The organism is Salinibacter pepae (assembly GCF_947077775.1).
Taxonomy (GTDB): domain Bacteria; phylum Bacteroidota; class Rhodothermia; order Rhodothermales; family Salinibacteraceae; genus Salinibacter; species Salinibacter pepae.
In genome coordinates this window covers 1917826-1943270 of record NZ_CAMTTE010000001.1, presented here as the reverse complement: position 1 = coordinate 1943270, position 25445 = coordinate 1917826, and the positions used below count along the sequence as shown (strand labels likewise).

Annotated in this window: 27 protein-coding genes and 3 tRNA genes; 14 read left to right on the top strand and 16 right to left on the bottom strand. The window is 66.2% G+C overall.

From position 1 onward, the window contains the following. The first annotated feature begins 319 nt into the window (after positions 1-319). On the top strand, positions 320-541 hold the full coding sequence (locus OJA40_RS08185) for a hypothetical protein (RefSeq protein WP_208425219.1): 222 nt from the start codon (positions 320-322) through the stop codon (positions 539-541). A gap of 81 nt (positions 542-622) precedes the next feature. Here the strand turns inward: OJA40_RS08185 and OJA40_RS08180 are convergent, their stop codons facing one another. The 8 genes from OJA40_RS08180 to OJA40_RS08145 all read right to left on the bottom strand — a co-directional run bounded on the left by OJA40_RS08180 (position 623) and on the right by OJA40_RS08145 (position 8360). Continuing rightward, positions 623-2059 carry a DEAD/DEAH box helicase gene (locus tag OJA40_RS08180; protein ID WP_208425220.1) on the bottom strand — a complete coding sequence of 479 codons (1437 nt, stop codon included), beginning with the start codon at positions 2057-2059 and terminating at the stop codon, positions 623-625. 217 nt (positions 2060-2276) lie between these two features. Next, positions 2277-3026, bottom strand: coding sequence for a 3-oxoacyl-[acyl-carrier-protein] reductase (gene fabG, locus OJA40_RS08175; RefSeq protein WP_208425221.1), 750 nt, complete (start codon positions 3024-3026; stop codon positions 2277-2279). A 198-nt stretch (positions 3027-3224) separates the two neighbouring features. After that, positions 3225-4031 carry a hypothetical protein gene (locus OJA40_RS08170; RefSeq protein ID WP_263810290.1) on the bottom strand — a complete coding sequence of 269 codons (807 nt, stop codon included), beginning with the start codon at positions 4029-4031 and terminating at the stop codon, positions 3225-3227. A gap of 100 nt (positions 4032-4131) precedes the next feature. Further along, entirely contained in the window at positions 4132-5070 is a 939-nt protein-coding gene (gene fabD, locus OJA40_RS08165; protein ID WP_263810288.1) for an ACP S-malonyltransferase, read from the bottom strand. 80 nt (positions 5071-5150) lie between these two features. Beyond that, positions 5151-6155 carry a beta-ketoacyl-ACP synthase III gene (locus OJA40_RS08160; RefSeq protein ID WP_208425224.1) on the bottom strand — a complete coding sequence of 335 codons (1005 nt, stop codon included), beginning with the start codon at positions 6153-6155 and terminating at the stop codon, positions 5151-5153. 43 nt (positions 6156-6198) lie between these two features. Then, positions 6199-7215, bottom strand: coding sequence for a phosphate acyltransferase PlsX (plsX, locus tag OJA40_RS08155; RefSeq protein WP_208425225.1), 1017 nt, complete (start codon positions 7213-7215; stop codon positions 6199-6201). Positions 7216-7489: 274 nt separating this feature from the next. Beyond that, positions 7490-7687 (bottom strand): 50S ribosomal protein L32, encoded by a 198-nt coding sequence (rpmF, locus tag OJA40_RS08150; protein ID WP_011402828.1) that lies wholly within the window; start codon positions 7685-7687, stop codon positions 7490-7492. A gap of 169 nt (positions 7688-7856) precedes the next feature. Then, on the bottom strand, positions 7857-8360 hold the full coding sequence (locus tag OJA40_RS08145; protein ID WP_263810287.1) for a YceD family protein: 504 nt from the start codon (positions 8358-8360) through the stop codon (positions 7857-7859). A 378-nt stretch (positions 8361-8738) separates the two neighbouring features. Here OJA40_RS08145 and rplM point away from each other — a divergent pair, with 378 nt between their 5' ends. The 13 genes from rplM to dnaB all read left to right on the top strand — a co-directional run bounded on the left by rplM (position 8739) and on the right by dnaB (position 20664). After that, positions 8739-9185 carry a 50S ribosomal protein L13 gene (gene rplM, locus OJA40_RS08140; protein WP_208425227.1) on the top strand — a complete coding sequence of 149 codons (447 nt, stop codon included), beginning with the start codon at positions 8739-8741 and terminating at the stop codon, positions 9183-9185. A gap of 54 nt (positions 9186-9239) precedes the next feature. After that, on the top strand, positions 9240-9638 hold the full coding sequence (gene rpsI / locus OJA40_RS08135) for a 30S ribosomal protein S9 (protein WP_272506508.1): 399 nt from the start codon (positions 9240-9242) through the stop codon (positions 9636-9638). A 271-nt stretch (positions 9639-9909) separates the two neighbouring features. Then, a complete protein-coding gene (gene rpsB / locus OJA40_RS08130) occupies positions 9910-10884 on the top strand; it encodes a 30S ribosomal protein S2 (RefSeq protein WP_208425228.1) in 975 nt (324 codons plus the stop codon). A 67-nt stretch (positions 10885-10951) separates the two neighbouring features. After that, positions 10952-11782: a translation elongation factor Ts gene (gene tsf / locus OJA40_RS08125; RefSeq protein ID WP_208425229.1), complete on the top strand. Its 831-nt coding sequence runs from the start codon at positions 10952-10954 to the stop codon at positions 11780-11782. Positions 11783-11966: 184 nt separating this feature from the next. Beyond that, entirely contained in the window at positions 11967-12746 is a 780-nt protein-coding gene (gene pyrH, locus OJA40_RS08120) for a UMP kinase (protein ID WP_208425230.1), read from the top strand. Positions 12747-12793: 47 nt separating this feature from the next. Beyond that, complete coding sequence (gene frr / locus OJA40_RS08115) at positions 12794-13363, top strand: ribosome recycling factor (RefSeq protein WP_208425231.1); 570 nt, start codon at positions 12794-12796, stop codon at positions 13361-13363. Positions 13364-13427: 64 nt separating this feature from the next. Further along, positions 13428-13515: transfer RNA gene (locus OJA40_RS08110), tRNA-Ser, on the top strand. Positions 13516-13634: 119 nt separating this feature from the next. Continuing rightward, a complete protein-coding gene (locus OJA40_RS08105) occupies positions 13635-14519 on the top strand; it encodes a YicC/YloC family endoribonuclease (protein WP_208425232.1) in 885 nt (294 codons plus the stop codon). An 83-nt stretch (positions 14520-14602) separates the two neighbouring features. Continuing rightward, positions 14603-15169: a guanylate kinase gene (gene gmk / locus OJA40_RS08100; RefSeq protein ID WP_208425233.1), complete on the top strand. Its 567-nt coding sequence runs from the start codon at positions 14603-14605 to the stop codon at positions 15167-15169. A gap of 133 nt (positions 15170-15302) precedes the next feature. Continuing rightward, the gene (locus OJA40_RS08095) at positions 15303-15596 is read left to right on the top strand and encodes a DNA-directed RNA polymerase subunit omega (protein ID WP_043551655.1); all 294 of its coding nucleotides are present in this window, start codon (positions 15303-15305) and stop codon (positions 15594-15596) included. Positions 15597-15786: 190 nt separating this feature from the next. Further along, on the top strand, positions 15787-17028 hold the full coding sequence (gene coaBC, locus OJA40_RS08090) for a bifunctional phosphopantothenoylcysteine decarboxylase/phosphopantothenate--cysteine ligase CoaBC (protein WP_208425235.1): 1242 nt from the start codon (positions 15787-15789) through the stop codon (positions 17026-17028). Between the two features lie 24 nt (positions 17029-17052). Continuing rightward, complete coding sequence (locus OJA40_RS08085; RefSeq protein WP_208425236.1) at positions 17053-17916, top strand: uracil-DNA glycosylase; 864 nt, start codon at positions 17053-17055, stop codon at positions 17914-17916. Between the two features lie 129 nt (positions 17917-18045). Further along, entirely contained in the window at positions 18046-20664 is a 2619-nt protein-coding gene (gene dnaB, locus OJA40_RS08080) for a replicative DNA helicase (protein WP_208425237.1), read from the top strand. Positions 20665-20848: 184 nt separating this feature from the next. Here the strand turns inward: dnaB and OJA40_RS08075 are convergent. The 8 genes from OJA40_RS08075 to OJA40_RS08040 all read right to left on the bottom strand — a co-directional run bounded on the left by OJA40_RS08075 (position 20849) and on the right by OJA40_RS08040 (position 25397). Beyond that, positions 20849-20919, bottom strand: a tRNA-Cys gene (locus tag OJA40_RS08075). A 416-nt stretch (positions 20920-21335) separates the two neighbouring features. Then, positions 21336-21409, bottom strand: a tRNA-Pro gene (locus tag OJA40_RS08070). Positions 21410-21428: 19 nt separating this feature from the next. Beyond that, complete coding sequence (locus OJA40_RS08065; RefSeq protein ID WP_199234222.1) at positions 21429-21578, bottom strand: hypothetical protein; 150 nt, start codon at positions 21576-21578, stop codon at positions 21429-21431. Positions 21579-21581: 3 nt separating this feature from the next. Then, complete coding sequence (rpmG, locus tag OJA40_RS08060; RefSeq protein ID WP_011402813.1) at positions 21582-21746, bottom strand: 50S ribosomal protein L33; 165 nt, start codon at positions 21744-21746, stop codon at positions 21582-21584. A 74-nt stretch (positions 21747-21820) separates the two neighbouring features. After that, positions 21821-22057 carry a 50S ribosomal protein L28 gene (rpmB, locus tag OJA40_RS08055; protein ID WP_208425238.1) on the bottom strand — a complete coding sequence of 79 codons (237 nt, stop codon included), beginning with the start codon at positions 22055-22057 and terminating at the stop codon, positions 21821-21823. A 207-nt stretch (positions 22058-22264) separates the two neighbouring features. Next, the gene (locus OJA40_RS08050) at positions 22265-23086 is read right to left on the bottom strand and encodes a phosphosulfolactate synthase (RefSeq protein ID WP_208425239.1); all 822 of its coding nucleotides are present in this window, start codon (positions 23084-23086) and stop codon (positions 22265-22267) included. A gap of 124 nt (positions 23087-23210) precedes the next feature. Then, positions 23211-24470 (bottom strand): ABC transporter permease, encoded by a 1260-nt coding sequence (locus OJA40_RS08045; protein WP_208425240.1) that lies wholly within the window; start codon positions 24468-24470, stop codon positions 23211-23213. Positions 24471-24545: 75 nt separating this feature from the next. Next, the gene (locus OJA40_RS08040) at positions 24546-25397 is read right to left on the bottom strand and encodes a hypothetical protein (RefSeq protein ID WP_263808419.1); all 852 of its coding nucleotides are present in this window, start codon (positions 25395-25397) and stop codon (positions 24546-24548) included. Between the last annotated feature and the right edge of the window lie 48 nt (positions 25398-25445).

Below are 25445 nucleotides of genomic sequence, written 5' to 3'. Positions count from 1 at the left end.
GCCCGATTGAGCGACGCGATGACACCCCGAAAAAGGGAAAGATTGAGGACACGAGGCCCGAGAGAAGCGAAAATTCGGACCCAGATAGAAAAGATGTCCGTCTGGCGGAACGCAGTTTTTCGTCAACACGTCCATCAACAGTATAACAAAATCACCCCCCAGTCGGGCTTAAACTCAGGGTGACGATCTCGCAACGAAGATCGAAGCGGAAGGGCGCCGCCGGTGGCCCCGTGCTCCTCCGTCGCACGGCCGTTTGCGCTTATCCCGGAGCCCCGGTAGGTTCACGGTCCATCATTGTTCTCGACCAGCATGCGGCCCCATGTCCGACTCCTCACTTACGCCCGGCCAGGCGCTCGGCCGATGGGTTCTGCACGTCGTTGTTTTTCTTCTCTCCGGGGGCGTCGCGGCCGGGGCTTCGGCCCTGGCCTACCAGGCCATCGCGCAGACGCAAACCCCGCTGGGCATCTACGCCGTCATCTTCGCCGCAGGCGGCTTCATCGCGTATCGGCAGACGGAGCGGGTGCTCGCGACTGAGGCGTGAGGCGTAAAACATGAGACCTAATGCGTGAAAGGGGGTGCGGGGCCGCAGGAGGTGGGCCCCTCACACATCACGCGTCACGGATCACTCGGCCTCCTCGTCCTCGGTCTTCGCCTCGGCGTACAGCTCCGTGATGATGGACGCCAGCAGCTCCGGCTGTTCGTCGGAAAGCTCTTTCACGAGCGGAATGAAATCTTCGACGCCCGGCTCCTCCCCGTTGGTCGAGAGATCGGCGTCGGCGTAGCGCTCCTGGAGCAGTTCACGGGCCTCGCTGTGCGGATCGGCCGGCAGCTCGGCCTTCTCGAGCTCGATGTCGTAGGTGTTGGCCATCCGCTTGAGCTCGTACTCGTCCTCGTGGGTGGAGAGGACGATCGTCGTGCCCTCCTCGCCGGCCCGCGCCGTGCGGCCGGAGCGGTGGATGATGTACTCGTGGTCCTGGGGCACGTCGTAGATGAAGACGTGGCTCAGGTCGGACACGTCGATGCCGCGGGCCGCCACGTCCGTCGCCACCAGCAGGCGGAGCTTCCCCTCGCGCAGCCGATCGAGCGCCTCCTCCCGGTCGCGCTGGGAGAGGTCGCCGGACATCTCGTCGATGTCGTAGCCCTTGTTCGAGAGGAACTTGTTGAGGTAGCTCACCTCCCGCTTCGTGTTGGCGAAGATGAGGGCCGACTCCGGCTCCTCCAGCTCCAGGAGCTGCGCCATCACCCGATCCTTGTCCATCGGGTTGACCAGGTAGTAGCGGTACTCGTTCTCCTCCACGCTCACCTTGTCGGTGCTGAGCGAGAGGAAGCCGGGGTCGTCCAGGAATTCGCGCGCCACGGACCGCACCTTCGGCGGCATGGTGGCGCTGTACATGTACGAGACCCGGTCCCCCGGCACGTGCTCGACGATGTCCTTCATGTCCGGGTAGAAGCCCATCGACAGCATCTCGTCGGCCTCGTCGAGCACCAGCATCCGGAGGGTGCTGGCGTCAAAGTTGTCCTTCTTGATGTGGTCGAGGATGCGGCCCGGCGTGCCAATGACGACCTGCGCGCCGTTCTTCAGGCCGTCGATCTGCGGCTGGTACCCGACGCCGCCGTAAATGAGCACCGCCTCCATGCGGTTCGTGCGCGGCGTCGCGATCTTCATCTGCTCGTACTCCTCGTGGATCTGCCGCGCCAGCTCCCGGGTGGGCGTGAGGAGGAGGACCTGCTGTTCCTCCTTGTCCGGGTTCACCAGGTCGAACAGCGGCAGCAGGAAGGCGCCGGTCTTGCCCGAGCCGGTCTGCGACTGCACGATCAGGTCGCGCCCGTCGAGGGTATAGGGGATGGCCTTCCGCTGCACGTCCATCAGCTCCGTCCAGCCGGCGGCGTGCACCGCCTGCTCCATGTGCCCGGACAGCTCGTCGACCGTGACCTCGTCCAGGGGCGGGTCCGGCTCGCGCAGCTCCGACCCAACCTCGTCGCGCCGCCGCTCCTGTTGGGCCTCAGAGGTCAGGTCGATGACGTTCGTGTACTTGCTCTGCGAAATATCGGCAGCCATGCGGCAAACGACTCGGGGTCAGGTTTCGGGAACGTCGAAAGGAGGCAGGATGAAACCCTCCGGCCGGGCGTCGAGCAGTTTCCGTCGCACGACCGGTCAAAGACAAGAAGAGTGGTACGCCAAAACAACGCAAAATACAACGTGAGCCCGCCCGTGATCGATCCTCTTCTTCCTTAACGGAATGAAAAAAGCGGGGACGGCGGCGGCGGGGTCGTGCCTACATCGAGAGCCCTCCGTTCACCTGCAGGACGTGCCCGGTGATGTAGTCGGACGCCGGGGCCGCCAGAAACAAAACCGCCTCGGCGATTTCTTCGGTTGTGGCGAGCCGATCGAGCGGCACCGCGTCGAGGATGGAGGCCCGCGTTTCCTCGTCGAGCTCGTCGGTCATGTCGGTCTGCACGTACCCCGGCGCCACCACGTTGACCGTCACGTTGCGGCCCCCAAGCTCCTTGGCGAGGCTCTTCGAGAAGCCGACGATGCCGGCCTTGGAGGCGGCGTAGTTCGTCTGGCCCGCGTTGCCCGTGGTCCCGACGACGGAGGAGATGTTGACGATCGAGCCGCTCTGCTGGCGCATCATGGGCATGTACGCCGCCTTGCAGAAGTTGAAGGTGCCCTTCAGGTTCGTATCGATCACGTCGTCCCAGTCGTCCTCCCCCATGCGGAGCAGGAGCCCGTCCCGCGTGATGCCGGCGTTGTTGACGAGCACGTCGAGCGACCCGAAGTGCTCCGTCACCGCGTTGACGTGGGCCTGGGCGGCGTCGAGGTCGGCCACGTCCCCCTGCAGCGACAGCGCCTCGGTGCCTTGTTCTTCGAGCGACTCGACGAGGGCCGCCGCCGCGTCGGTCGACGAGCGGAACGTAAACGCCACGTGGGCCCCGGCCTCGGCGAAGGCCTCAACGAGGGCACGGCCGATGCCGCGCGTGCCGCCGGTGACGAGAACCGTGGAGCCGTGAAGGTCGACCTGCATGGTGCGGAGGATTGCGTGCTGTAGGCAGTGTGGTGAGGAGGAGGCCCCGCCAGTTTCGGAAGATTGGCACTCCCGTCCAGAAAGGCAAGGCTGCACGCGGTCCACACAGTCGGTCGGGCCGGTCGGGAACCGACGTCAGGGTCCGCCGGCAGATGAGGACGTCGCCGTGAGGACGTCGCCGGCGAAGAACCGGTCTCGTCATCGCCGGGAGGAGCGCCCGACGGCGTCCTCAAGGACGCCCTCGTTCAGGCCCCGGGCGGTGTTTCCCTCGCCCCACCGCCAGGCAAACTCTTGCCGTCCGCCCCCGCCCGTCCGGCGGACGCGGAGCTTCATGCCGGAGGCGTCGGCGAGAATATCGGTTCCCTCCACCCGCCGGGAGAAGTACAGCGAGTTGCGGCGATACAGCGCGGTTTCGCCGCCCGCCACGAAGGCCTCACGGAGGGGGCCGTGGTCCGACTGAACGGGACGGTACGTATTCCCGCCCACGTGAAGCTCCGTGCGGGCGCTGGGCCCTGTGATGATGCCGTCCCTGCCCCGCCCGACGAACCAGTACACGTCGATGTGAATTGTCTCGGCGTACTCCTTGCGCCGCTCGTCGAGAACGTCTCGGGCCTGCTCCTCACGCAGGGACAGTACCCCCCTCTCCGGCTGGAGGGACATGAGCGAGAGCTCGAGGCTCCAGAAGGTTGCGTAGGTGCGGTCTCGGATGCTGGGCCCCGTCCCGATGTTTTGGAAGCTCGCGGACCACTTTTCGGTGAGCGACTCGAAGTCGCGCTCGACCTCGAACTGGATCTTGCCGTCGGCCGCCGCAATGGTGAGGGCCCTCACGGAGTCGGGATGGTGATCCACGGTTCGTTCCGCCGGCAGGAACCGCTGGGAGATGTTGCCCTCGTCGACCGAGTAGGTGTTGCCCCCGCCACACCCCACGAGGGCCATCGCGGCGAGGCACGCCCCGAGGAGCCAGCGAAGCGAGGAGCGGGGAGGCGGCAGGGCGAACGCACCCATGGGATCGCGGCGGTTGGAACGGAGACCGGCATTCAGCATCTGCACTGTGCGAGGTGTAGCACTCGTCCCCCCGACACGCGTTCCCCGCCCGGGCCCGTGGCTACGCCTCCGTCAGACGCGCAATCTCGCCGGGGGTGCCGGCCCCCATCGCCTCGGCCCCGTCGTCCAGCGTGCGGCCCACGAGGCCCTGCAACACCTGTCCCGTTCCCACCTCCACGAAGCGGGCGGCGCCGTCTTCCTGCATGCGGCGAAGCGTGGGCGCCCACTGCACCGGCGAGAGGAGCTGTGCCCTCAGGCAGCGCCGAATCTCATCGGGGTCCGTCGTCGGCTCGGCCGTCACGTTCGGGTACACGGGGCAGCGGGGCGCCTCGACGGGGACCGCGTCGAGCACCTCCGCGAGCCCATCGCGGGCGTACTCCATGAGGGGCGAGTGGAAGGCCCCGCTGACCGACAGCGGCATGGCGCGCCCCTCCACCGCCTCCGTCGCCTGCTCCACCGCCCCCACGTCGCCGGAAATGACAATCTGGCCCGGGGCGTTGTAGTTCGCGGGCCGCACCACCCCGTCCCCATTCGCGGAGACGTCGTCGCACACCTCTTCGACGTGGGCCGTATCGGCCCCCAGCACGGCCGCCATGCGGCCCGGGCGCCGCTCGCCGGCCTCGCCCATGAGCTCCCCGCGCCGGCGCACCACGCGCAGGCCGTCCTCGAACGAGAGGGCGCCCGCGGCCGCCAGCGCGCTGTACTCCCCAAGGCTGTGCCCCGCCACCATGTCGGGCGCCGGGCCGTGCGCCTCGAGCACCGCCATGGCCGCCAGGCTGTGCGTGTAAAGGGCCGGCTGCGTGATCTCCGTCTGCTTGAGTTGCTCTTCCGCCTCGTCCCCGTCCGCCCCCAGCCCAAACATCAACGAGAGGAGGTCAACGTCGAGGAGGTCGTTGGCCGCCTCGAAGCAGGCGCGGGCTTCGTCGTGCTGTTCGTAGAGCTCGTGCCCCATCCCCACGGCCTGCGAGCCCTGTCCGGGAAACAGAAATGCAGTCGCCATGTCACTGTTGAAGCGCAAGGTTCGAGAGTCGCGTTCGGGATTGAAGGGGGCGCGAACGGCCGACGCCCCCTGCCTCACCGTCAACCGTAGGCCCAGGTGAGGTGGCCGGCGCCCCAGGTCAAGCCGCCGCCGAAGGCCGTCACGATGAGGTCGTCCCCCCGCTCCAGCTCGTCCTCCCAGTCGTACAGGCACAGCGGAATCGTCGCGGCGGTGGTGTTGCCGTAGCGGTCGATGTTCACCATGACCTGCTCGGAGGAGAGCCCGAGCTGCTTCGCGGTCGCGTCGATGATGCGCTGGTTGGCCTGGTGTGGCACGAGGTAGTCCACCCCCGCCGCGTCGAGGCCATTGCGGTCCAGCACCTCCCTGCATACGTTCGCCATCCGGTTCACGGCGAGCTTGAAGACCTGCCGTCCCTCCTGTTGGAGGTAGTGCATGTGCGCGTCGACGGTCTCGTGGGTCGGCGGGTTGAGGCTGCCGCCCCCTCGCATGCGAAGCAGTTCGCTGTGCTCCCCGTCGACGTGGTGGACCGCGTCGTGGAGCCCCGCCTCCTCGTCGGCCTCCAGCACCACCGCCCCCGCCGCGTCCCCAAAGAGGATGCAGGTGGTGCGGTCCGTGTAGTCGACGATCGAGCTCATCTTGTCGGCCCCGATCACGAGCACCGTCTCGGCCTGGCCCGTCTCGATGAACTGGGCCCCGGTCGTAAGGGCGTAGATAAAGCCACTGCACGCCGCCGACAGGTCAAAGCCCCACGCCTTGGACGCCCCGAGGTTGTCCTGCACGAGGCAGGCCGTGGACGGAAAAAACATGTCGGGCGTCACCGTGGCGACGACGATCAGGTCCACCGCGTCCGGATCGATGCCGCGGCTGTCGAGGGCCTCCTGGGCGGCCGCCGTCGCCATGAAGGCCGTTGCCTTGCCGTCGTCGCCGAGGATGCGTCGCTCCTGGATGCCGGTCCGCGTGCGGATCCACTCGTCGCTGGTCTCCACCATTTCCTCCAGGTCGCCGTTGGTGAGCCGCGTCTCGGGAAGGTAGTGGCCGACAGACGTGATGGCGGCCTGCGGGGAAGCGGACGAGAGGGAAGGCATGGGACAAGCGGACAGTGCGAAGAAGACGGGACCCGCCCGGGCACTATGCGGAGGAGGACTGGAACGCTTCTTCCAGGGCGTGGGCGACGTTCTCGGTGGCGATGGTGCGGGCCGAGTGAATCATCTGGGCAATCACGTCCGCCGTGGAGCGCCCGTGCCCCACGAGCACATTTCCGTTGACCCCGAGGAGCGGCGCTCCGCCCAAGGCTTCCGGATCGAACCCCTCGCGCACCTCGTCGAGCACCCCCGCCACGAGCTTCTGTTCGTCGGGGGCGAGGCCCTGGCGCTCCATCTCCTGCTGACACATGTCCGACAGGACCGTCGACATGCTTTCCCCAAACTTGAGGAGGGCGTTGCCGACAAACCCGTCACAGATAATGATGTCGGCGGCGTAAAAAAGCAGGTCGCCCCCCTCTACGTTGCCGACGAAGTGCACATCGTCGGCGTCCCGGAGCAATTCGTGGGCCGCCTTGACTTGCTCGTTGCCCTTGCCCGGCTCTTCGCCGATGTTGAGCAGCCCGACCGACGGCGGGTCGGTCTTGAGGACCTGCCGCGCGTAGACGGTGCCCATGCGGGCAAACTGGAGGAGATGGGCCGGCTTGCAGTCGACGTTGCTCCCGATGTCGAGGACCACGGAGGCCCCCTTCAGGGTCGGAAAGAATCCGGCAATCGACGGGCGCTCCACGCCCGGGATGCGCTGCAGGATGAACATGGACGCCGCCATGATGGCGCCCGTGTTGCCGGCGCTCACGAAGGCGTCGGCGTGGTCGTCGTGATGCGCCGCGAGGCCCTGGTGGATGGACGAATTGGGCTTCTGCTTGACGGCGGTCGACGGCGTCTCCCCCATGCCAATTGCCTCGGGGGCATCGACAATGCGGAGCCGCTCCTCAGGAGCCTCCGGGCGCGACGCCAGAAGGCCGTGGAGCCGCTCTTCGGGGCCCACGAGGAGCACCGACAGCTCGCCCTGCGTCTGGTGGAGGGCCTGAATGGCCCCCTCCACGACTGCTTCCGGGGCGTTGTCGCCCCCCATTGCGTCCACTGCGATACGCGATGCTGCCATACGAACCGTCCGTGTGTCTGCCAGAACATGCGTGCCGGGGAAACGCCTGTCGCCTCGCCGGAAGAGAGGGCACTGTTCCCCTCAGAAGTGCGGCGCCACTCCGGCGCAAACATAGGCGTACGCAGAGACAATCGCCGGACGCGCCTCCGTGTTCGGAACGAAGACCCGACAAAAAAGCAGCCCCCCCCGGGCGGGACGCGCGACGCATGGGAGAAGCCGGCCCCGAATACGGGCCGCATCGGTGGGGGTGCCGGGCGACTGCCCGTTCCGCCCCCTACGCGATCAGTTCGTCGGACGGCTCGATAACCTGACGGCCGCGGTAGTGGCCGCAGTGCTTGCACGCCCGGTGCATCACCTTCGGGTTGCCGCAGTTGTTGCACTCCATGAGCTGGGGGGGCTCCAGCTCATTGTAATAGGTCGAGCGGCGCTTTCGGGTGCGCGACTTCGAATGTCGTCGTTTCGGGACAGCCATGACTCAGGGTCGTCGGGACAATGAACGTCGAATTCGTGGCGGAAGTCCGCCAAGCACCTCGGGCAAAGGCTCCCGTATGATGGAAGGATCCCCGTCGGTGTTCAGAAGCCGGGCCTCATTTCGCGTAGAATTTATACCGGTGGGGCTGGCCTGACGAGGGAGCACGGCGCTACTCATCGTCTTTCAGCTCCTCCAGGGCACTCCAGCGTGGGTCAACGGGGGCACTGTCGTCCTCGTTGGCGTCGTCCGTGCCCCCGAACTCTCGTTCAATGGGCTCGTCTTCGGCCCCCGGGGCAATGCGACGCTGCGGAATGGCGAGGAGCAGCGTGTCGCGGACCATGTCCGTGAGGTCGATCTCCCGGTCGGAGGCGTCGAGCGGCCGCACCTCCTCAAACTCGTCCCCCTCCTGCCCCACCATAGACGGCGGCCCGAAGAGCACGTTGTACTGGCCCTCCAGGGCCTCGTCGTAAGGCTGAAGGGTACGATCGCACGTCAGCTCGGCCGTGGCCGTCGCGTGCATCTTCACCAGAATGCGGTCGCGGTGGTACTGCAGCTCCGCGTCGACCTGCACGTCGCTGAACGTGGTGGGGTCCAGGTCGGCCTGGCTCGCCGAAGGGGCGAACTCCACATGGTGGATGCCCGTCGAAAGGGACGTGATGTCGATGGTCAACATGCGACCGAGCGGGACCATTCAGTCAACGCTATGAAGCCCAATTGGAATGATCCCCCCCGGTCAGAGTTCCTCCTCGCCCCGACCTTCGGCGGGGCCTCTCCCGGTTCGCCCCCCTCTTTCCGCCCCCACCTCCGTCAAGATTACAGGAATCCCTTCGGGGCGCGAAAACCTGGTCCGCCCTCATCCGTGCGACAGTGACTGCAATAAATCTTTTGATGTGGGGACGCGGCGCCGAAGAGCATCTCGCACGCTGCCGATGCCTCCGCCCCCGGCGGGCTTCTCGGCCCTGCGGTGCTTGCGGGGCATTCTCGTGGTGTTGCACCACTTCGTGCATCCGCCTCGTCCTCCGGACCTGTGCCAACCGACGGATTCCGACCGATGGACACGCAAAGCTTCAAGACCTTTAACGCCAAGCCGGACGAGGTGGAGCGCGACTGGTACGTCGTGGACGCCACGAACCGGGTCGTGGGCCGCCTTGCCTCCCAAATTGCTCGCGTGCTCCGCGGCAAGCACAAGCCGACCTTCACGCCACACGTGGACACGGGCGACCACGTGATCGTGGTGAATGCGGACAAGGCCCGGTTCACAGGCAGGAAGGAGCAGCAGAAGGAATACCACGAGTACAGCGGGTACCCGGGCGGCGATCACTCCCACTCCCCCGAAGAGATGCGCGCAGACAAGCCCACATACATCATTGAGGAGGCCGTGGAGGGCATGCTGCCCACCGGGCCCCTCGGGCGGGACACGTTCAAAAAGCTGCAGGTCTACGCCGGCCCGGACCACCCCCACGAGGCCCAGCAGCCCGAGCCGCTTGAGAACGCGTAGCGGTTCGCCTGCCCTTTTGCCGACGCACTTTTCCGAAATCCCGATTCCGTTCCTATGCCCAAGATGACCCAATACCAGGCCATTGGGCGCCGTAAGACCTCCACGGCGCGTGTGTATCTGCGCCCGGGCGACGGCTCCAGTTTCGTCGTCAACGAGCGAGACGCCGAGGACTACTTTCCGGTTGCCTGGCGCCGCCGCACCCTCGACCAGCCTTTCGACGCGACCGACACGATTGGTCAGTTCAACGTGAAGGTCAACGCCTCCGGCGGCGGCCTCACCGGGCAGGCCGAGGCCATTCGGCTTGGCATTGCCCGCGCCCTCGTTGAGTACGACGAGGAGCTGCGCGCGCCCCTCCGCGACGCCGGCTACCTGACCCGCGACGACCGGATGGTCGAGCGCAAGAAGTACGGCCAGCCCGGCGCCCGGAAGAAGAGCCAGTACAGCAAGCGTTAGACAGTCGCGAATGGCGCGGCGCCGCGCCCCGAACGGGATTCGTTCAGCGCCCGGCCCCCGCCGTTCAACGCTGCACCAATCAACCATACGGCCCGATGCGACAGTGGGTTGACCGCGCCCTGGGTTTGAAAGCACAGGTGCGTGGGAGCGGCGCGCAGGAGATCCTGCGCCGTTCTACTCCCACGCCCCATCCCCCAAACCGTGGTTTCGCTGCGCAGGCGACGGTCGTAGTAGTGCAAACCCAATCTCCCACGCATTTGTAGATTCTACTATGGCTGACGAGACGACTACGGACACCCCTGACGTTCAGGACGAAGACGCCCCCGACGAAGACGCCCCTCAAACTCCGGACGCCCCCGCTTCGGACTCCACGAACGAGGCAGCCGCTGCGGACGCCGATGCAGACGCGCCCGACGAGAACGCCCCTGACGAAGACGCCCCTGACGAAGACGCCCCTGACGCCGCGCCCCAAGACACGGACGATGGGGACGACGCGTCGGAGGCGGCCTCGGAGGAGGAAACCTCTCATCGCGCAACCATCGAGGAGCTTCTGAAGGCCGGGGCCCACTTCGGCCACCTGACGAGCCGGTGGAATCCGCGCATGGAGAAGTACATCTTCATGGAGCGGAACAACATCCACATCATCGACCTGATGCAAAGCCAGGTTCTCCTGGACGAGGCGGCCGAGGCGGCCAGGCGGTTTGCACGGCGCGGCAAGAAGATTCTCTTCGCCGGCACCAAGAAGCAGGCCGAGGACATCGTCCGCGAGCACGCCGAGGAGTGCGGCATGCCGCACATGGTCGACCGCTGGCTTGGCGGCACCATGACCAACTTCCAGACGATCCGGAAGTCGATCCGCCGCATGGAAGAGATCGAGCGGATGGACCGGGACGGCACGCTCGACAAGCTCAAGAAGAAGGAGAAGCTGATGCGGCTCCGCGAGCACGAGAAGCTGGAGGAGACGCTCGGCGGCATCCGCGACATGGCCAACCTGCCCAGCGCCATTTACATCGTCGACGTGCAGCGGGAAGACATTGCGGTGAGCGAGGCCAACAACCTCGGCATTCCGATCATCGCGATGGTCGACACCAACGGAAACCCGAAGAACATCGACTACCCGATTCCGGTGAACGACGACGCGCTGAGCTCGATCGAGCTGGTGACGTCGACCCTCACGGACGCCGTCCAGGAAGGCCTGCAGGAGCGCCGCATGAAGAAGGAAGAGAAGAAAAAGGCGGCCGCGTAGGGCCCGCATCCCCCTCCATCTTCCCCGCGCTGCCCATTTCACCCGATCCCTCCCCAACCGACGAGACATGAGCGTTTCTGCCAAACAGGTAAAAGAGTTGCGCGACGCCACCGGCGTCGGCATGATGGACTGCAAAGAGGCCCTGCAGGAGACCGACGGCGACTTCGACGAGGCCGTCAGCCTGCTCCGCAAGAAGGGCCAGGAGGTGGCGGACGACCGTGCCGCCGTGGAGGCCGACGAGGGCCTCGTCGTGACGGCCGTGTCCGACGACGGCCACGCCGGCGCCATCGTCGAGATCAACTGCGAAACCGACTTCGTCGCCCGCAACGAGGACTTCCAGTCGTTCGCCGACACGGCGGCGGAGCGGGTGCTCGAAGAGACCCCCGACGACCTGGAGGCGCTGGAGAGCCTTCCCTACGAGGACGACGTGACGATCGAAGAAGAGCTGGTGGCCCTTACCGGCCGCATCGGCGAGAAGCTCACGATTCGCCGCTTCGACGTGCTCGAGAGTGAAGAGGGCCAGATCATCTCGTACGTCCACCCCGGCTCGAAGCTCGGCGTGCTCGTGGAGGTGCACGGCGACGGCGAGGCGGAGGAGACCGGCCGCGACGTCGCCATGCAGGTCGCCGCCCTCGAACCGATCGCCGTCACCCGGGACGAGGTGCCCGACGAGGTGAAGGCGGAAGAGCGCGAAGTGGCCCGCGAGGCCGCCGTCAACGAGGGCAAGCCCGAGCACGTGATCGACAACATTGTGGAGGGGAAGCTCGAGCGGTTCTTCGAGGACCACGTATTGATGGAGCAGGCCTTCGTGAAGGACTCGTCGGTGTCGGTAAAAGACATGCTCGACGACGCCGGCCTGTCGGTGGCACGGTTCACGCGCTACGCCCTCGGCGACTGACGATGCGGGCGTGTCGCCTCTCGTCGGCCCCGCGTCGGGCCGCAATCGGTTCGCGCCCGCACCGGACCGCTATGCAATTCCTCTCGTCTTCCCAAGCCGTCTCGGCCCTGTTCCCCTTCCCCAGCGGGGAGTCGTCCGACGCCCGCACAGCGAACCCGAACACGCACCTGACGGTGCCTCCCTTATGAGCGCTTCCCCCGACGACGAATCCACTTCATCCCTCGACCACCAGCGTGTGCTGCTGAAGCTCAGTGGCCAGGCCCTGTTGGGGGACCGGGAGTTTGGGATCGACGAGGCCGTTCTCCGCACCTACGCGAACGAGGTCAAGACCGCCGTCGAGGCCGGGGCCGAGGTGGCCGTCGTCATTGGGGGCGGCAACATCTTTCGGGGGGTGGAGCACGCCATGGAGGGCATGACACGGGCTCATGCGGACTACATGGGCATGCTGGCCACCATGATCAACGGCATGGCGCTCCAGGATGCCTTCGAGCAGGTCGATCTCGTCACACGCCTGCAGTCGAGCATCAAGATGGAGGAGATCGCCGAACCGTTTATCCGCCGCCGCGCCATCCGGCACCTCGAAAAGGGGCGGGTCGTCATCTTTGGGGCCGGCACCGGCAACCCGTACTTCACGACCGACACCGCCGCCGCCCTCCGGGGGCTGGAGATCGACGCCGACGTGATCCTGAAAGGCACCCGCGTGGACGGCATCTTCACCGCAGACCCCGAGGAGGACGCCTCCGCCGAGCGCTTCAAACAGATCCACGGACAGGAAGTCATCGATCGCGACCTGCGCGTCATGGACATGACCGCCCTCACGCTCTGCCAGGAGTCGAAGATGCCCATCGTCGTGTTCAACATGGGCACGTCGAACAACCTGCGGCGCCTCCTCGAAGGAGAAACCGTGGGCACCCACGTGCATTGGGACGAGGCCAGGGCGTCCACCGAACGGGTGCCGGCCTGACGCCCCTCCCGCCCCCATTCTCTCGCTCACCAACCGCCCTGTCGCCCATGCCCGACGACCCCATTCAGGACATTCTGGACGAGGCCGACGAAGAGATGGAGGAGTCGGTCTCGTACATGCGTTCGGAGCTGCGCACGATTCGCGCCGGACGGGCCTCCCCGGCCATGCTCGAAAACGTGACGGTCGAATACTACGGCTCCCAGACCCCCCTGGAGCAGGTCGCCAGCGTGAGCGCGCCGCAGCCCGACCTCATCGTCGTGCAGCCGTTCGACCGCAGCGCCATCGAAAACATCGAGCGGGGCATCATGAAGGCCGACCTGGGCCTGAACCCGAACAACGACGGCGAAAAGATTCGCATTCCGATCCCGCCCCTCTCCGAAGAGCGGCGCAAGGAGCTCGTGGAGACCAGCCGCGAGCGGGCCGAAGAAACGAAGATTTCGATCCGCAACATCCGGCGCGACGCCAAGAACGAGATCCAGAATGTCGTCGAGGCGGAGAACTTCTCCGAAGATGTCCGTTACGGCGCCGAGGAAGACCTTCAGGACATCACCGACGCCCACACCGAAACGGTGGAGGGGCTCTTGGAGCAGAAAACCGAACAGATTATGGACGTCTGACGCGACGCGCGGGAGGACTGAGGGGCGACATCGTCGCCCTCCTCGCTCCCGTCCCAATATTTTTGGAGGGGTGACCGAGTGGTCGAAGGTGCTCGCCTGGAAAGCGAGTGTGCCGTTTTACGGTACCGAGGGTTCGAATCCCTCCCCCTCCGCCGTCTGTCCCGCGGCCCGTTCCGTCCCGCACGCCCAGTCCCCGTCTTCCGCCCGGAAGGCGGGATTTCGAAAATGGGCCCCTTATTCGCGCTCCCCCTCGTTCTTCCGCCTCCCCCTTATGATTCGTAGCATGACGGGCTTCGGGCGCGGCCACGCCAGCACCGAGGACGCCTCGGCGACCGTAGAAATCCAGTCGACGAACAAGCGCCACCTCAACGTCTTCGTCCACCTCCCGGACCCGCTCCCCGAGGCGGAGTCGGACGTGCGGATGCAGATGAAGGAGGCCTTCGAGCGGGGCCAATTCGACGTCAACGTTTCCGCCGAGCTCAAGGGTGCGGACCCCCTGCCGGTCGACGTGGACGCCGACGCGGCGATGCACCACAAGCGGCGCCTGGAACAGCTCGCCGCGGCCGCACAGATCGAGGCGCCGATTCGGATCGATCACCTGCTGGAGTTTGAGGACATCTTTGCGGGGGAGGAGGAGCGGGAGGCGGCCAAAATTCAGCGCGCATGGCCGGCCGTGACGCAGGCCCTCGACGCCGCCATCGACGACCTGCAGGCGATGCGCCGCGAGGAGGGCGACGCGCTGCGCGACGACCTGGAACGGCGCACCCGCGCCATCGACGAGCACCTCGACGCGATCGAGGCACGGGCCCCGGCCCGCGTGGAGGAGCGGCAGGCCCAGCTCCGCGATCGCCTCGGGGAGCTGCTCGACGACGAGCACCTCGACGCCGACCGCCTCGAAACCGAAATGGCCCTCCTCGCCGATAAGCTCGACGTGACCGAGGAGTGCGTCCGCCTCCACTCCCACCTCAAGATGTTTCGGGAGGCCCTCGACGCCGACGAGCCGTCCGGCCGCAAACTGAAGTTCATCACCCAGGAAATCCACCGGGAGGCGAACACGATCGGGGCCAAGGCCGACGACGAAACCATCTCCCGGGAGGCGGTGGAGATGAAGGAGGAGATCGAAAAGATTAAAGAGCAGATTCGAAACGTGGAATAATTCGTTGAGGGTTGGGCGTTGAGCGTTCCGGAAGACGGTTTGCCCCCAATCCTCGACCCCGAACACTGAACCCTCAACGCACGATGCCCGACCGCAACATCGTCGTACTGACGGCCCCGAGCGGCGCCGGCAAGACCACCATTGCCCATCGGGTACTGGAGGCGATGCCGGACATGCAGTTTTCCGTATCGGCCACGACGCGGGCCCCGCGCCCCGACGAGACGGACGGGGTGGACTACCACTTTCTCTCCCCGGAGGAATTTCGCGCCCGGATCGATGCCGGCGATCTGCTCGAGTACGAAGAGGTGTACCCCGATCAGTTCTACGGGACGCTCCGCTCGGAGGTCGAAGACCAGGCCAACGACGGGCCTGTGCTGCTCGACATTGACGTGAAAGGGGCCCTCAACGTCAAGCGCATTTTCGGGGACGACGCCCTCATACTGTTCGTGGCCCCCCCGTCCCTCGACGAGCTGCGGCGCCGGCTCGAAGGACGCGGCACCGAGGACCGTGAGTCGCTTCAGGACCGCCTCGACCGGGTCGAGCAGGAAATGGATCGGGCCGACGACTGCGATGCGGTGGTCGTGAATGATGACCTGGACACCGCGGTCGAGGAAACCCTCACCCGAATTCGTCAGTTTCTGAGTTCGTGACGGCAGGCACAGGGTACACCCGTGGGCGAGACCGGACGGTCGTCCCTTCGAACACGTGCCCACAAGGCCGCACACGCCACCGGCGCCCACCGCTCGGGCCCTCACCTTCTTTCGAAGTAGCCCCGTTCTACCCATGGCAATCGAAACGTTAGACCTGGACAAGCTGGCCGAAAAGACCGGCAACCTCTACGAGACCGTCGCCATTCTGTCAAAGCGGTCGCGGCAGGTGGCCTCCGATACGCGCTCGGAGCTGGACGACAAGCTGTCCTACTTTGAGGGCTTCGGGCCGGAAATGGAGGACGCCCGCATGCAGGAGGAGCAGGAGAAGGTCTCCCTCGAGTACGAGAAACAGCCCGAGCCGACGGAGGTCGCCATCGACGAGTTTCTCGAGGACAAGATCTACTACCGCAAGCCCGACGACGAGTAGTCCGCCCGTTCGTCTCGTCCAGTCGTGCGTCCGTGCGGGGGGACGGACTGCGCGTGCGGGCCGTGCTCCCAGACGAACGATCCGCCGTCGCCCCGTCCCCGAATCCGGCGGGTGATCCTCCCCCCTGCGGGCTCGCGGGCAAGGGACCCACCGACCGGCCTGTTGCTTCTTCGTTGCTCCGCTCCCCCCAATGCCCACCCCCCTCGACCTGTCCGGACGATGTGTGGTGCTGGGGGTCACGGGCAGCATCGCGGCGTACAAGGCCGCGCCGCTCGTGCGGCACCTGAAGAAGGCCGGGGCCGAGGTGCAGGTGCTCATGACCCCGGACGCCGAGCGCTTCGTAACGCCGCTCACACTCGGGACGCTCTCCGAGAAAGAGGTGTTGACGGACATCTTTCCGGAAAATGAGGAGGGGGCGTGGACGAAGCACGTCACGTTGGGCCAGTGGGGGGACCTCTTCGTCGTGGCCCCCGCCACGGCCCAGACGGTCGCCAAGCTCGCCCACGGCTTCTGCGACTCGATGCTCACGGCCACGGCCCTTTCGGCCCGCTGCCCGCTTCTGGTGTGTCCGGCCATGGATCGGGACATGTACCGACACGCCGCGACGCAGGACAACCTGGAGCGGCTTCAAGAGATCGGGTACGAGGTGATGCCCGCCGCCCACGGCGAGCTCGCGAGCGGGCTCGTGGGGCAGGGTCGAATGCCCGAGCCCGAGGCCATTCTGGAACGTGTGGCCGAGATGCTTACGGAGACCGAGACGCACGAAGACGCGTCCCTGGTCGGGCACGACGTGCTCGTGACCGCCGGCCCCACCCGCGAGCCCATCGACCCGGCCCGCGTCCTCACGAACCCCTCGACGGGAACGATGGGCTACGCCCTGGCCGAAGCCGCGGCGGCGCGCGGCGCGTCGGTGACGCTCGTGACGGGGCCCACCGCCCTCTCCCCCCCGCCGGACGTGGAGGTCGTGCCCGTAGAAACGGCCGAGGAGATGAACGAGGCCGTGCAGGCCCGGCGCACGGACGCCGACTACGTGTTTATGGCCGCCGCGGTGGCCGACTACGCCCCGGCCGACCCGTCGACCTCCAAACGGAAGAAGACGGACGACGACCGGGTCTTGCACCTCCGCCGCACCCCCGATATCCTACAAACCCTCGGGGAGCACAAGCAGCCCGGTCAGGTCCTCGTGGGATTCGCGCTGGAAACCGACGACCTCCTCGACAACGCCCGGCGCAAGCGGGACGAGAAGAACCTCGACTGGGTTGTGGTTAACGACCCGACGGAGGACGGGGCCGGCTTCGGGGCCTCCACGAACCGGGTGACGCTCCTTCGGCCCGACGGCGCGACCGAGAACCTCCCCCGGATGCCGAAGGCCGAGGTGGCCGAGGCCCTGCTCGACCGCGTACTGGCCGCCCGCCACGAGCAAACCACGTAGCTTTTACGACCGCTCTCCCATCCGATGCACGACCTCCTCCGCGAGCTGCGGGCCATCGTTGAGCACGAACGTGCGCTCCACGGAGACCTGCTTCCCGTGCCCCCTGCGGAGGATGCGACGGAGGCCACACCGTCTCCGTCGCCCGACGCGCCCCCTCCCGAAACCGACACGCCCTCACACACTGCCCCCGACGACGCTGGACCCGATCCCGATATGCCCAACTACGATCTGTTTGGCAACCAGGTAGACCCCGCCGAGGACCCCTCCCTGCCTCCCCCGGAGCGCATCGAGGCCCTCATCCCCGACGACGCCCCGTACAAGGACGCCGACACGCTGGAGGAGGTGGAGCAGTACTTCGCCGACAACGTGCTCGTGCCCATCGACGAGGATCGGGAAAACCCCGTCTTTGGCGTGGGGGACCCGGAGGCCGACCTCGTTATCATCGGGGAGGCGCCCGGACGCAACGAGGACGAAGAGGGCGAACCGTTCGTCGGCCGGGCCGGGCAGCTCCTCGATAAGATTCTCGACGCGATCAACTTCGAGCGGGAGGACGTCTACATCACCAACATCCTGAAAAGCCGCCCCCCTCGCAACCGCAACCCGAAGTCGGAAGAAATCGACGCGCACCTGCCGGTGCTCTACAAGCAGATCGCGCTGCTCCGTCCGAAGATCATTCTCACCGTGGGCAAGGTGGCCGGCAACACGCTTCTGGATCGGAGCTCCTCCCTCTCCAACCTGCGGGATCAGGAGCACGACTTCTACGGCATCCCCCTGATGGCGACCTACCACCCGGCCGCCCTCCTGCGTAACTCGCAGTGGAAGCGGCCGACGTGGGAGGACGTCAAGCTGCTCCGTACCCGCTACGACCAGTTGACGGACGAAGGTTGACGGACGAAGGTTGACGGACGAAACCTGATCGCCCCCGCGCCGGTCTCCTTGTCCGAGGAGTGTTCCCGGCCTCTGGACCCTGCGAGCGGATGCGTCTTTTTTTCTCCCCAAGTCTTTTTCCCTCCGTTCATGGCTGAAAACGACGACTCCCAGCGGTTCAATATTGACGAGTCGTCCCGGTCGTCCTACCCCCTCGAAAAGATGCGAGGCGGCACGGGCGAGCAGCAGCGCGAACAGGCCCAGGCGGTCCACGAGCAGTCGGGGCGCGTCCCGCCGCAGGCCGTTGACGTGGAGAAGTCCGTCCTCGGCGCCATGCTCATCGAGCGGGAGGCCATTCCGCAGGCCATCGAGATCCTTCCGTCGGATGCCTTCTACGAGAGCAAGCACCAGAGCATCTACGGCTGCATCCAGGACCTCTTCGAGCGGGGCAACCCCGTAGACCTCGTCACCCTCACCGAGGAGCTGCGGCGCCGCGACAAGCTGGAGGAGATTGGGGGCGCCTACTACCTGACCGAGCTCACCACACAGGTCGCCTCCGCGGCGAACGTGGAGTACCACGCCCGCATCATCGCGGAGAAGTCGCTGCTCCGCCGCATGATCGAGACGATGACGACGGTCGTGCAGAAGGCCTACGACCCGGGGGCCGATGCCTTCGAGCTGCTCGACGAGGCGGAGAGCAAGATCTTTCAGATCTCGGACAACCAGCTCCGCAAGGCCGCCGCCCCGATGAACGAGGTGGTGAAGGACACCCTGGAGCGCCTCGAGACCATCCACGGCCAGGACGGCGGCATCACGGGCGTGCCCAGCGGCTTCCCCAAGCTCGACGACCTGACGAGCGGCTGGCAGGACTCCGACCTTATCATCATTGCGGCCCGCCCCTCCATGGGAAAGTGCCTGGGGAAAGGCACACCGGTGATGATGTACGACGGACGCACGAAGCCCGTGGAGAAGGTGGAGGTCGGCGATCGGCTCATGGGAGACGACGGGACGCCGCGGACCGTGCGGTCTCTCGCTCGCGGCCGGGAAGAGATGTACTGGGTTCGTCAGAAGCAGGGAATGGACTACCGCGTGAACGAGAGCCACATCCTTTCTCTCAAGAAGAGCCGTCAAGAGGGGGCGCGCGACCGGGGGGCAATTGCCGATATCTCAGTCCGCGACTACCTCGACCAGTCCGAGAAGTGGAAGGATGACAACAAGGGGTTCAAGGTCGCCGCGGAGTTTCCCGATCAGCCCGTTCCACTCGATCCTTATTTTCTGGGTCTCTGGCTCGGAGACGGGAAGTCGGACAACGCCCGCATCTACACCACTGACGACGAGGTCAGCACGGGACTCCAAGAGATTGCCGAAAAGCGCGGGGATACGGTCAGCGCCTCGGACGAGCACCGCCGCTGCCCCGCCTACCTCGTGAAGAGTGGAGATCGAGGCGGAGCGATGGCCACCCGCGAATCTGTACAGGGCGCCCTGCGTGCACTGGGCGTTCTGGGCGACAAGCACATTCCCCAACTTTACCTCGGCAATTCTCGTGGGAAGCGGCTTCGTCTTCTGGCCGGCCTCATCGACAGCGACGGCCACCTCAACGACGGGCACGGAGGGACCTACGAGATTACGCAGTCGAGCGAAAAGCTCGCTCAGGACATCAAGTTTCTTTGCGACACGCTCGGCTACCGAACCTCACTCACGCAAAAAACGGCCGGGATTGCAGAAACGGGCCATGCGTCCGAGGGTCATCGTGTCCGATTCAACGGAAACGTCGACGAGATTCCAGTCCGTGTTGAGCGCAAGCAAGCTGCCCCCTGGACCGACTTCCGCGACTGGCGGGTGACGGGGATCAAGGTTGAACCCGACGGGGTGGGGAACTACTACGGCTTCACGCTCGACGGGAACGGCCGATTTCTGCTGGGGGACGGGACGGTCACACACAACACTGCTTTCGCGCTCGCGTCGGCCCAGAACGCCGCCACGCACCCGGAGCGGTCGACGGGCGTGGCGATCTTTTCGCTGGAGATGGGCGCGCAGCAGCTCGCCCAGCGCATGCTCACCTCCGAGGCCCGTGTGGACGCGCACCGGGCCCGCACGGGCCGGATGAAGGACGACGACTGGCAACGCCTGGCCCGGGCGGCTGGGGCCCTCAGCGACGCGGACATCTACATCGACGACACCCCGGGCCTCAGCGTGCTGGAGCTCCGCGCCAAGTGCCGCCGCCTGAAGGCCGAACACGAACTCGGGCTGGTCGTGGTCGACTACCTGCAGCTCATGCAGGCCTCCGGCGCCAACCTGCGCAGCGGGGCCAACCGCGAGCAGGAAATCGCCCACATCTCCCGCTCGCTCAAGGGCCTGGCCAAGGAGCTCGACATTCCCGTCATCGCCCTCTCTCAGCTCAACCGCGCCGTCGAGAATCGGGGCGGCGACAAGCGCCCCCAGCTTTCGGACCTCCGCGAGTCGGGCTCGATCGAGCAGGACGCCGACGTGGTCTCGTTTATCTACCGGGCCGAGCGCTACGGCATCACGGTCGACGAGCAGGGCAACTCCACCGAAGGGATCGCCGAGATCATTGTGGGGAAGCAGCGCAACGGCCCCATCGGCTCCGTCGAGCTGGCGTTCGTCGACCAGTACGCCCGCTTCGAGCCCCTCACCACCCAGTACGACAATCCCGGGGGCGGCCCGCCCCAGGGCGACGGCTCTGCCCCCATGCCCCCCGACGGGAACGCGGGCGGGGGCGGCTCCTTCGAGGACGACGCGCCCTTCTAGCGCACACTGCGGCGCGCCGTCGGGGCTCACCCTTCAAGCAGTTCGAGGCTTTCTCCGTGGCCGTGGATTCTCTGTGGCCGTGGAACGGAAGGGCATCGGCTGTCCGGTTCCCGGCACAAATATCGGCAGAGGGGCGTGAACGACGAAAAGCGCCCGCCGGGCCGAGCCCAGGGGCGCCTGCAGGAGGTGACGGGCGGATTCGAACCGCCGTAGGAGGCTTTGCAGGCCTCTGCCTGACCACTCGGCCACGTCACCAAGGTGTGTCTCAATATTGTAATGAGGAGATTCCGGACTGAGTTCCTCTCCTCAGGGCGAGAACGACGGCCCGAAGTGTACGCCCGGCAGGATTCGAACCTGCGGCCTGCGGATTAGCCTACCACTGCAGCTTTCGCTGCTCCCGATGACACTCGGGATTTGTGGCCTGGACTGTCTCTTCGTCCCGGAGACGCCCGGGGCGCGATGCGTACAGTCTCTACGGAGCCTCAAGGTCGTCCCCTTGAGTTTCCACGGGGTTGCCATTTCACAGGATTCCCCGTTACGGCACCGTGCAGTCCACGCGTCGCCACGTGGACGCTCCTGTTGAAGTCCGCTGCTCTATCCAACTGAGCTACGGGCGCAGAGCGAAACATGGAGCGCTATCGATCACACGGAGCGGCTCTAGGGGGTGGGTGTCGGGGCGGCCGGATTCGAACCGGCGACCACCTGCCCCCAAAGCAGGTGCGCTGCCAGACTGCGCCACGCCCCGAGTGGCGGTGGGCGCCCGTCTAGGTTAACTCCTTGGCCTCTTCAAGCTCCTCCTCAACGTCGTCGAGGGGGATGATTTTCTCGCGGAAGCCGTAGTTGCCGTCTTCTTTTTCCTCGGCAACGATGAGCTTCGCCATCTTGCGCGAGGCGGATGTGCTCTGGTCTGCCATGGCTTATTTCTTCTCTCGGTGAAGGGTATGCTTCTGGAGGACGGGGTTGTACTTCATGAGCTCGAGCCGGTCGGAGGTGTTCTTCCGGTTCTTCGTCGTGTGGTAGCGCGACGTTCCCGGCTCCTCCGTGCACTCGAGTATGACCTGAACGCGATCACCTGTGGCCATCGGACTGTGGGTTGGTTGGTTGGGTCAGTTGCGGCTTCGAAACGCCACGGGGGCGCATCCAGCAACGAAGCGCCCTACACGTCGTAGCCCTGCTTGCGGGCCTCCTCCAAAACCGCCTGGATGCCCCTTTTGTTGATGGTCTTCAGGGTTTTCGAGGACACCTTCAGCTTTACGTGACGGTCCTCGGAGGGAATGTAAAACCGCTTTTCGTGCAGGTTGCGCTTAAAGCGGCGGTTGGTTTTCTGGTTGGAGTCGGAGACGCTGTTTCCCGTCACCGGCCCCTCGCCCGTGACGTCATCTTTGCGAGCCATAACGCACCTCGTGGGACGGTTCGTGTCTGTTGACGTGTCGTCGTTCCGAAACGGCGCGGGCCGGGCGTGCGGCTTGCGCGCATCAGATCGACAAGGTTGAAGGCGGCACTGCGGGGCTTTGTTCGTGAAGACACCGCAATTTCGATACGAGTTCTTCGATACGAGTTCTCGTCTTCCGTTCGTCTCGGGGCGTGGCCGGGCGCCCGCTCAGGAATGCCCGTCCCCCGAGGGGGAGCCGCCGGGAAGATGGGGCGTGATCCCCGGGGTGAGAAATTCAAAGAGCGTATCCCCGCGCAGGCCCAGGCGCAGCGTTTCGAGCGGGACGACCTCCTCGGGATGAATGTTGCCGAGGTTGACGTTGGCCCCCTGGTGTTTGATGAGCCAGGCCTGCTGTCTCTTGTTCGGGGCCTCGAAGATGATGTCGTGGGGGTCGACCCGGGACAGAATCTCGTCGACGAGGCCCGTCCGCACCTCGCCATTCGGGCGGAAGAGACCGGCAGTTCCGGCCTCCCGCGACTCGGCGGTCACCTTCCAGCTACCGGCCGCCAGCTCCGCCTGCATAAACTCGACCCACCGGTACGGGGCCATCACGTCGCTGGAGTCCTTGGAGCCGACCTCGCTCACGACGGTGAAGTCCTTCGCGAAGAGCTCGATGAAGTCCAGCTTGTCCTCGTGCGCCATCGCAACGGCCCCGGCGGAAATCTCGACGTGATGCACGTCCAGGTCGTCGAGGAGGCGGCGATAGTCGTCGATCTGATCCCGGAGGAAGTACGCTTCGAAGAGCGTGCCGCCGAAGAAGAAGGGAATGCCGGCTTCCCGGTAGACGTCCAGCTTTGTTTCCAAGTTCTTCGTGACGGCCGCCGTCCCCCATCCGAGCTTGGCGACGTCGATGATGTGGGCGGCCCCATTGAGCACATTTTCGACCTCCCGGGCCGACAGGCCCTTGTCCAGCATGTGAGTCAGCCCCCGCTCCCGCGGCTTTTCGGGACGGTCCGGAAGGCCGATCAGATCGAACGCGTCGTTGGTCATGAGAGTGAGGCACAAGACGGAAAAAGGACGACGCCCGGTCGGACGACCGGACCGGGCGTTCTAATGGGACTGAACGGGTACCGGGTCCCCTCCCTGCCCAACGCCCTGCCCCATGCCCGTCGACTCAGCCGTCCAGGTGCACGGCCCGGGCCGGCTCGATGGCGGCCGCCCGGACGGCCGGGTACAGGGCGGCCAGCACACAAAGCCCAAACGAAACGACCGCGATGAGCACCACGTCGAGGGCCTGTACCGACACCGGGTAGGCGTCGATGAGAAACGACTCGGCCTGGGCCATCGGCACAAGTCCGTAGTGCTGCTGCAAGAAGGCAAGGCCAAGCCCCAGGACGAGCCCCAATCCCGTTCCGAGCGCGCCGATGAGCGCCCCTTCGAGCAGGAAGATGCGACGTACGTCTCCCCGAGAAACGCCCATGGCCTGGAGCGCCCCCACGTCGGCCCGCTTTTCGATCACCACCATCGTCAGGGAGCCGATGATGTTAAAGGCCGCCACGATCACGATGAGCCCGAGGATGGCCGAGGCGCCCCACTTCTCCAGCTGCATCACGTCGTAGAGCGACCGCTGCAGGTCGTACCACGTCTGCACGGTGTACCGGTCGGTCCCGAGCTTCTGCTGCAGGGCGGCCTTCACGCCCGCGGCCCGTTCCAGGTTGTCGAGGCGGAGCTCCACCCCGGTCACCCGGCCCTCGGTCCGAAACAGCTGCTGCGCCTCCGCCAGCGACACGAAGACGCGCTGGCCCTGCGAGGTCCCCTGCGACTGGAAGAGCCCCCGCACCTCGAAGCGCCGCACCGGCGGGCTTCCAAAGATGTTCGTGAGGGTGCGCTCCACGGCCGGCGCCGACAGCAACCCCACCGCGGGACTCGACTGGGCCCGGCCCGCCGGCACGAGCCCGGCGCGCTGCCCAAGTCGTTGATTCAGCACGACCCCCGGCACCCCGTCCGCATTCCGGCCCAGGTCGAAGCGCCCCATGGCCATCGTCGGGGCCGCCCCCTCCATCATGGACGCCTCGACCCCCCGGACGCGCACCACCCGATTGGCGTCGTCCGTGTTGTCGCTCATCAGCAGGGCCTTGCCCTCCACGTAGGGCGCCGCGGCCGCCACGTGCCGGGTCTCGCGGGCGATACGGAGGAGCGAGTCCACGTTGGCGACGCCCTGCCCCTGCGCACTCACAACCCGGACGTGCGGATCGAGCGACACGAGAACGTCCCGCACCACGTCGTAGAACCCGTTCATCACGGAAAGCACCACGATAAGCGACGCGACCCCGAGGGTCACCCCCACCGTCGAGATGCCGGTGATGATTGAGATGAGCGACACCTCGCGCCGGCTGGCCAGGTAGCGCCGCGCGATTTGGAACCGGTAGTCCACGGTGGTTCGTCGGTCATCGGTCGGTCAGCACAGAACGGCCCCTGGGCACGCCAGGGCCCGTCGGAAGACGCAGGACTACTCGCCGCCCAGCATCGGGTTGGGGGTCGAAAAAGCCCCCTCCGGGGGCGATTTGGGCAGCGCCAACTGATTGGTGAGAAGCGCCTGCTCCGCCCCGACGGCCTCTTTGCGCGACGCAAGGCGCACCGTTCCGTCCGGTGGCGGCAGCTTCCGGTACTGCGTCCAGTCGTAGAACTGCGGCGGCGCGTCCTCCGGCATTCCCTGGAGGTGGTAGGCCCACCGGTCGAGCCGGCCCGTCTCGGTCGACACGTAGAGCCAGTACCGGTCGCCCGGGGTGCGCCCCACGTCGTCGAAGGTGAGCCGGATCACGTCGTGCTCGGCCGTGGACGAGTCCGGCACGTAGGTGCGGTTGACGCCCGGGTCGAAGGCTTTTAGCGGGGCCAGCAGCCAGTACGTGTCGTTCACGAACCGGCCGTAGGCCTCTTCGCGGGCGGTTTCCGCCGCCGCTCCCGTTAACTCATTCCCGTTCAGGTAGACCGTCCCGTCCAGGCGGCCCTCCTGCGGATCCCGAACGTTGACGAGGGCCACGTAGGAGGAATCCGGGCCGGCCGACCACTCCATCCGGTACGCGCCCGTGTCTCGGTTCCAGAGGTGCCGCGCGATCGTCTGGGCCCCGCCCGGGGTCTCGATGCCAAAGTTAAACCGAAGATACGGGGACGACGCCCACGCGTCGATCCCGTGGGCCTGGAGGAGCCGGTAGGCGACCGAGTCGGCCCGCGTCTCGGGCGCAATCGTATCGGTGGGGGAGACGGTGGGCTCGGAATTGGAGGCCGAGTCCGACGCGCAGCCCGCCCCGAGCAGGCCGCCCACCAGGAGCGTCGCGAGCAGCGACGAACGAACGCAGGTCATAACGAGAGAAATGTCGCTTGGAAGGACAGGACGTACGTCAATATAGGG

Excerpts from the sequence above, each read along its gene's own strand:
- OJA40_RS08185 (WP_208425219.1), top strand. The coding sequence starts at position 320 with ATGTCCGACTCCTCACTTACGCCCGGCCAGGCGCTCGGCCGATGGGTT.
- OJA40_RS08180 (WP_208425220.1), bottom strand. The coding sequence starts at position 2,059 with ATGGCTGCCGATATTTCGCAGAGCAAGTACACGAACGTCATCGACCTG.
- fabG (WP_208425221.1), bottom strand. The coding sequence starts at position 3,026 with ATGCAGGTCGACCTTCACGGCTCCACGGTTCTCGTCACCGGCGGCACG.
- OJA40_RS08170 (WP_263810290.1), bottom strand. The coding sequence starts at position 4,031 with ATGGGTGCGTTCGCCCTGCCGCCTCCCCGCTCCTCGCTTCGCTGGCTC.
- fabD (WP_263810288.1), bottom strand. The coding sequence starts at position 5,070 with ATGGCGACTGCATTTCTGTTTCCCGGACAGGGCTCGCAGGCCGTGGGG.
- OJA40_RS08160 (WP_208425224.1), bottom strand. The coding sequence starts at position 6,155 with ATGCCTTCCCTCTCGTCCGCTTCCCCGCAGGCCGCCATCACGTCTGTC.
- plsX (WP_208425225.1), bottom strand. The coding sequence starts at position 7,215 with ATGGCAGCATCGCGTATCGCAGTGGACGCAATGGGGGGCGACAACGCC.
- rpmF (WP_011402828.1), bottom strand. The coding sequence starts at position 7,687 with ATGGCTGTCCCGAAACGACGACATTCGAAGTCGCGCACCCGAAAGCGC.
- OJA40_RS08145 (WP_263810287.1), bottom strand. The coding sequence starts at position 8,360 with ATGTTGACCATCGACATCACGTCCCTTTCGACGGGCATCCACCATGTG.
- rplM (WP_208425227.1), top strand. The coding sequence starts at position 8,739 with ATGGACACGCAAAGCTTCAAGACCTTTAACGCCAAGCCGGACGAGGTG.
- rpsI (WP_272506508.1), top strand. The coding sequence starts at position 9,240 with ATGCCCAAGATGACCCAATACCAGGCCATTGGGCGCCGTAAGACCTCC.
- rpsB (WP_208425228.1), top strand. The coding sequence starts at position 9,910 with ATGGCTGACGAGACGACTACGGACACCCCTGACGTTCAGGACGAAGAC.
- tsf (WP_208425229.1), top strand. The coding sequence starts at position 10,952 with ATGAGCGTTTCTGCCAAACAGGTAAAAGAGTTGCGCGACGCCACCGGC.
- pyrH (WP_208425230.1), top strand. The coding sequence starts at position 11,967 with ATGAGCGCTTCCCCCGACGACGAATCCACTTCATCCCTCGACCACCAG.
- frr (WP_208425231.1), top strand. The coding sequence starts at position 12,794 with ATGCCCGACGACCCCATTCAGGACATTCTGGACGAGGCCGACGAAGAG.
- OJA40_RS08105 (WP_208425232.1), top strand. The coding sequence starts at position 13,635 with ATGATTCGTAGCATGACGGGCTTCGGGCGCGGCCACGCCAGCACCGAG.
- gmk (WP_208425233.1), top strand. The coding sequence starts at position 14,603 with ATGCCCGACCGCAACATCGTCGTACTGACGGCCCCGAGCGGCGCCGGC.
- OJA40_RS08095 (WP_043551655.1), top strand. The coding sequence starts at position 15,303 with ATGGCAATCGAAACGTTAGACCTGGACAAGCTGGCCGAAAAGACCGGC.
- coaBC (WP_208425235.1), top strand. The coding sequence starts at position 15,787 with ATGCCCACCCCCCTCGACCTGTCCGGACGATGTGTGGTGCTGGGGGTC.
- OJA40_RS08085 (WP_208425236.1), top strand. The coding sequence starts at position 17,053 with ATGCACGACCTCCTCCGCGAGCTGCGGGCCATCGTTGAGCACGAACGT.
- dnaB (WP_208425237.1), top strand. The coding sequence starts at position 18,046 with ATGGCTGAAAACGACGACTCCCAGCGGTTCAATATTGACGAGTCGTCC.
- OJA40_RS08065 (WP_199234222.1), bottom strand. The coding sequence starts at position 21,578 with ATGGCAGACCAGAGCACATCCGCCTCGCGCAAGATGGCGAAGCTCATC.
- rpmG (WP_011402813.1), bottom strand. The coding sequence starts at position 21,746 with ATGGCCACAGGTGATCGCGTTCAGGTCATACTCGAGTGCACGGAGGAG.
- rpmB (WP_208425238.1), bottom strand. The coding sequence starts at position 22,057 with ATGGCTCGCAAAGATGACGTCACGGGCGAGGGGCCGGTGACGGGAAAC.
- OJA40_RS08050 (WP_208425239.1), bottom strand. The coding sequence starts at position 23,086 with ATGACCAACGACGCGTTCGATCTGATCGGCCTTCCGGACCGTCCCGAA.
- OJA40_RS08040 (WP_263808419.1), bottom strand. The coding sequence starts at position 25,397 with ATGACCTGCGTTCGTTCGTCGCTGCTCGCGACGCTCCTGGTGGGCGGC.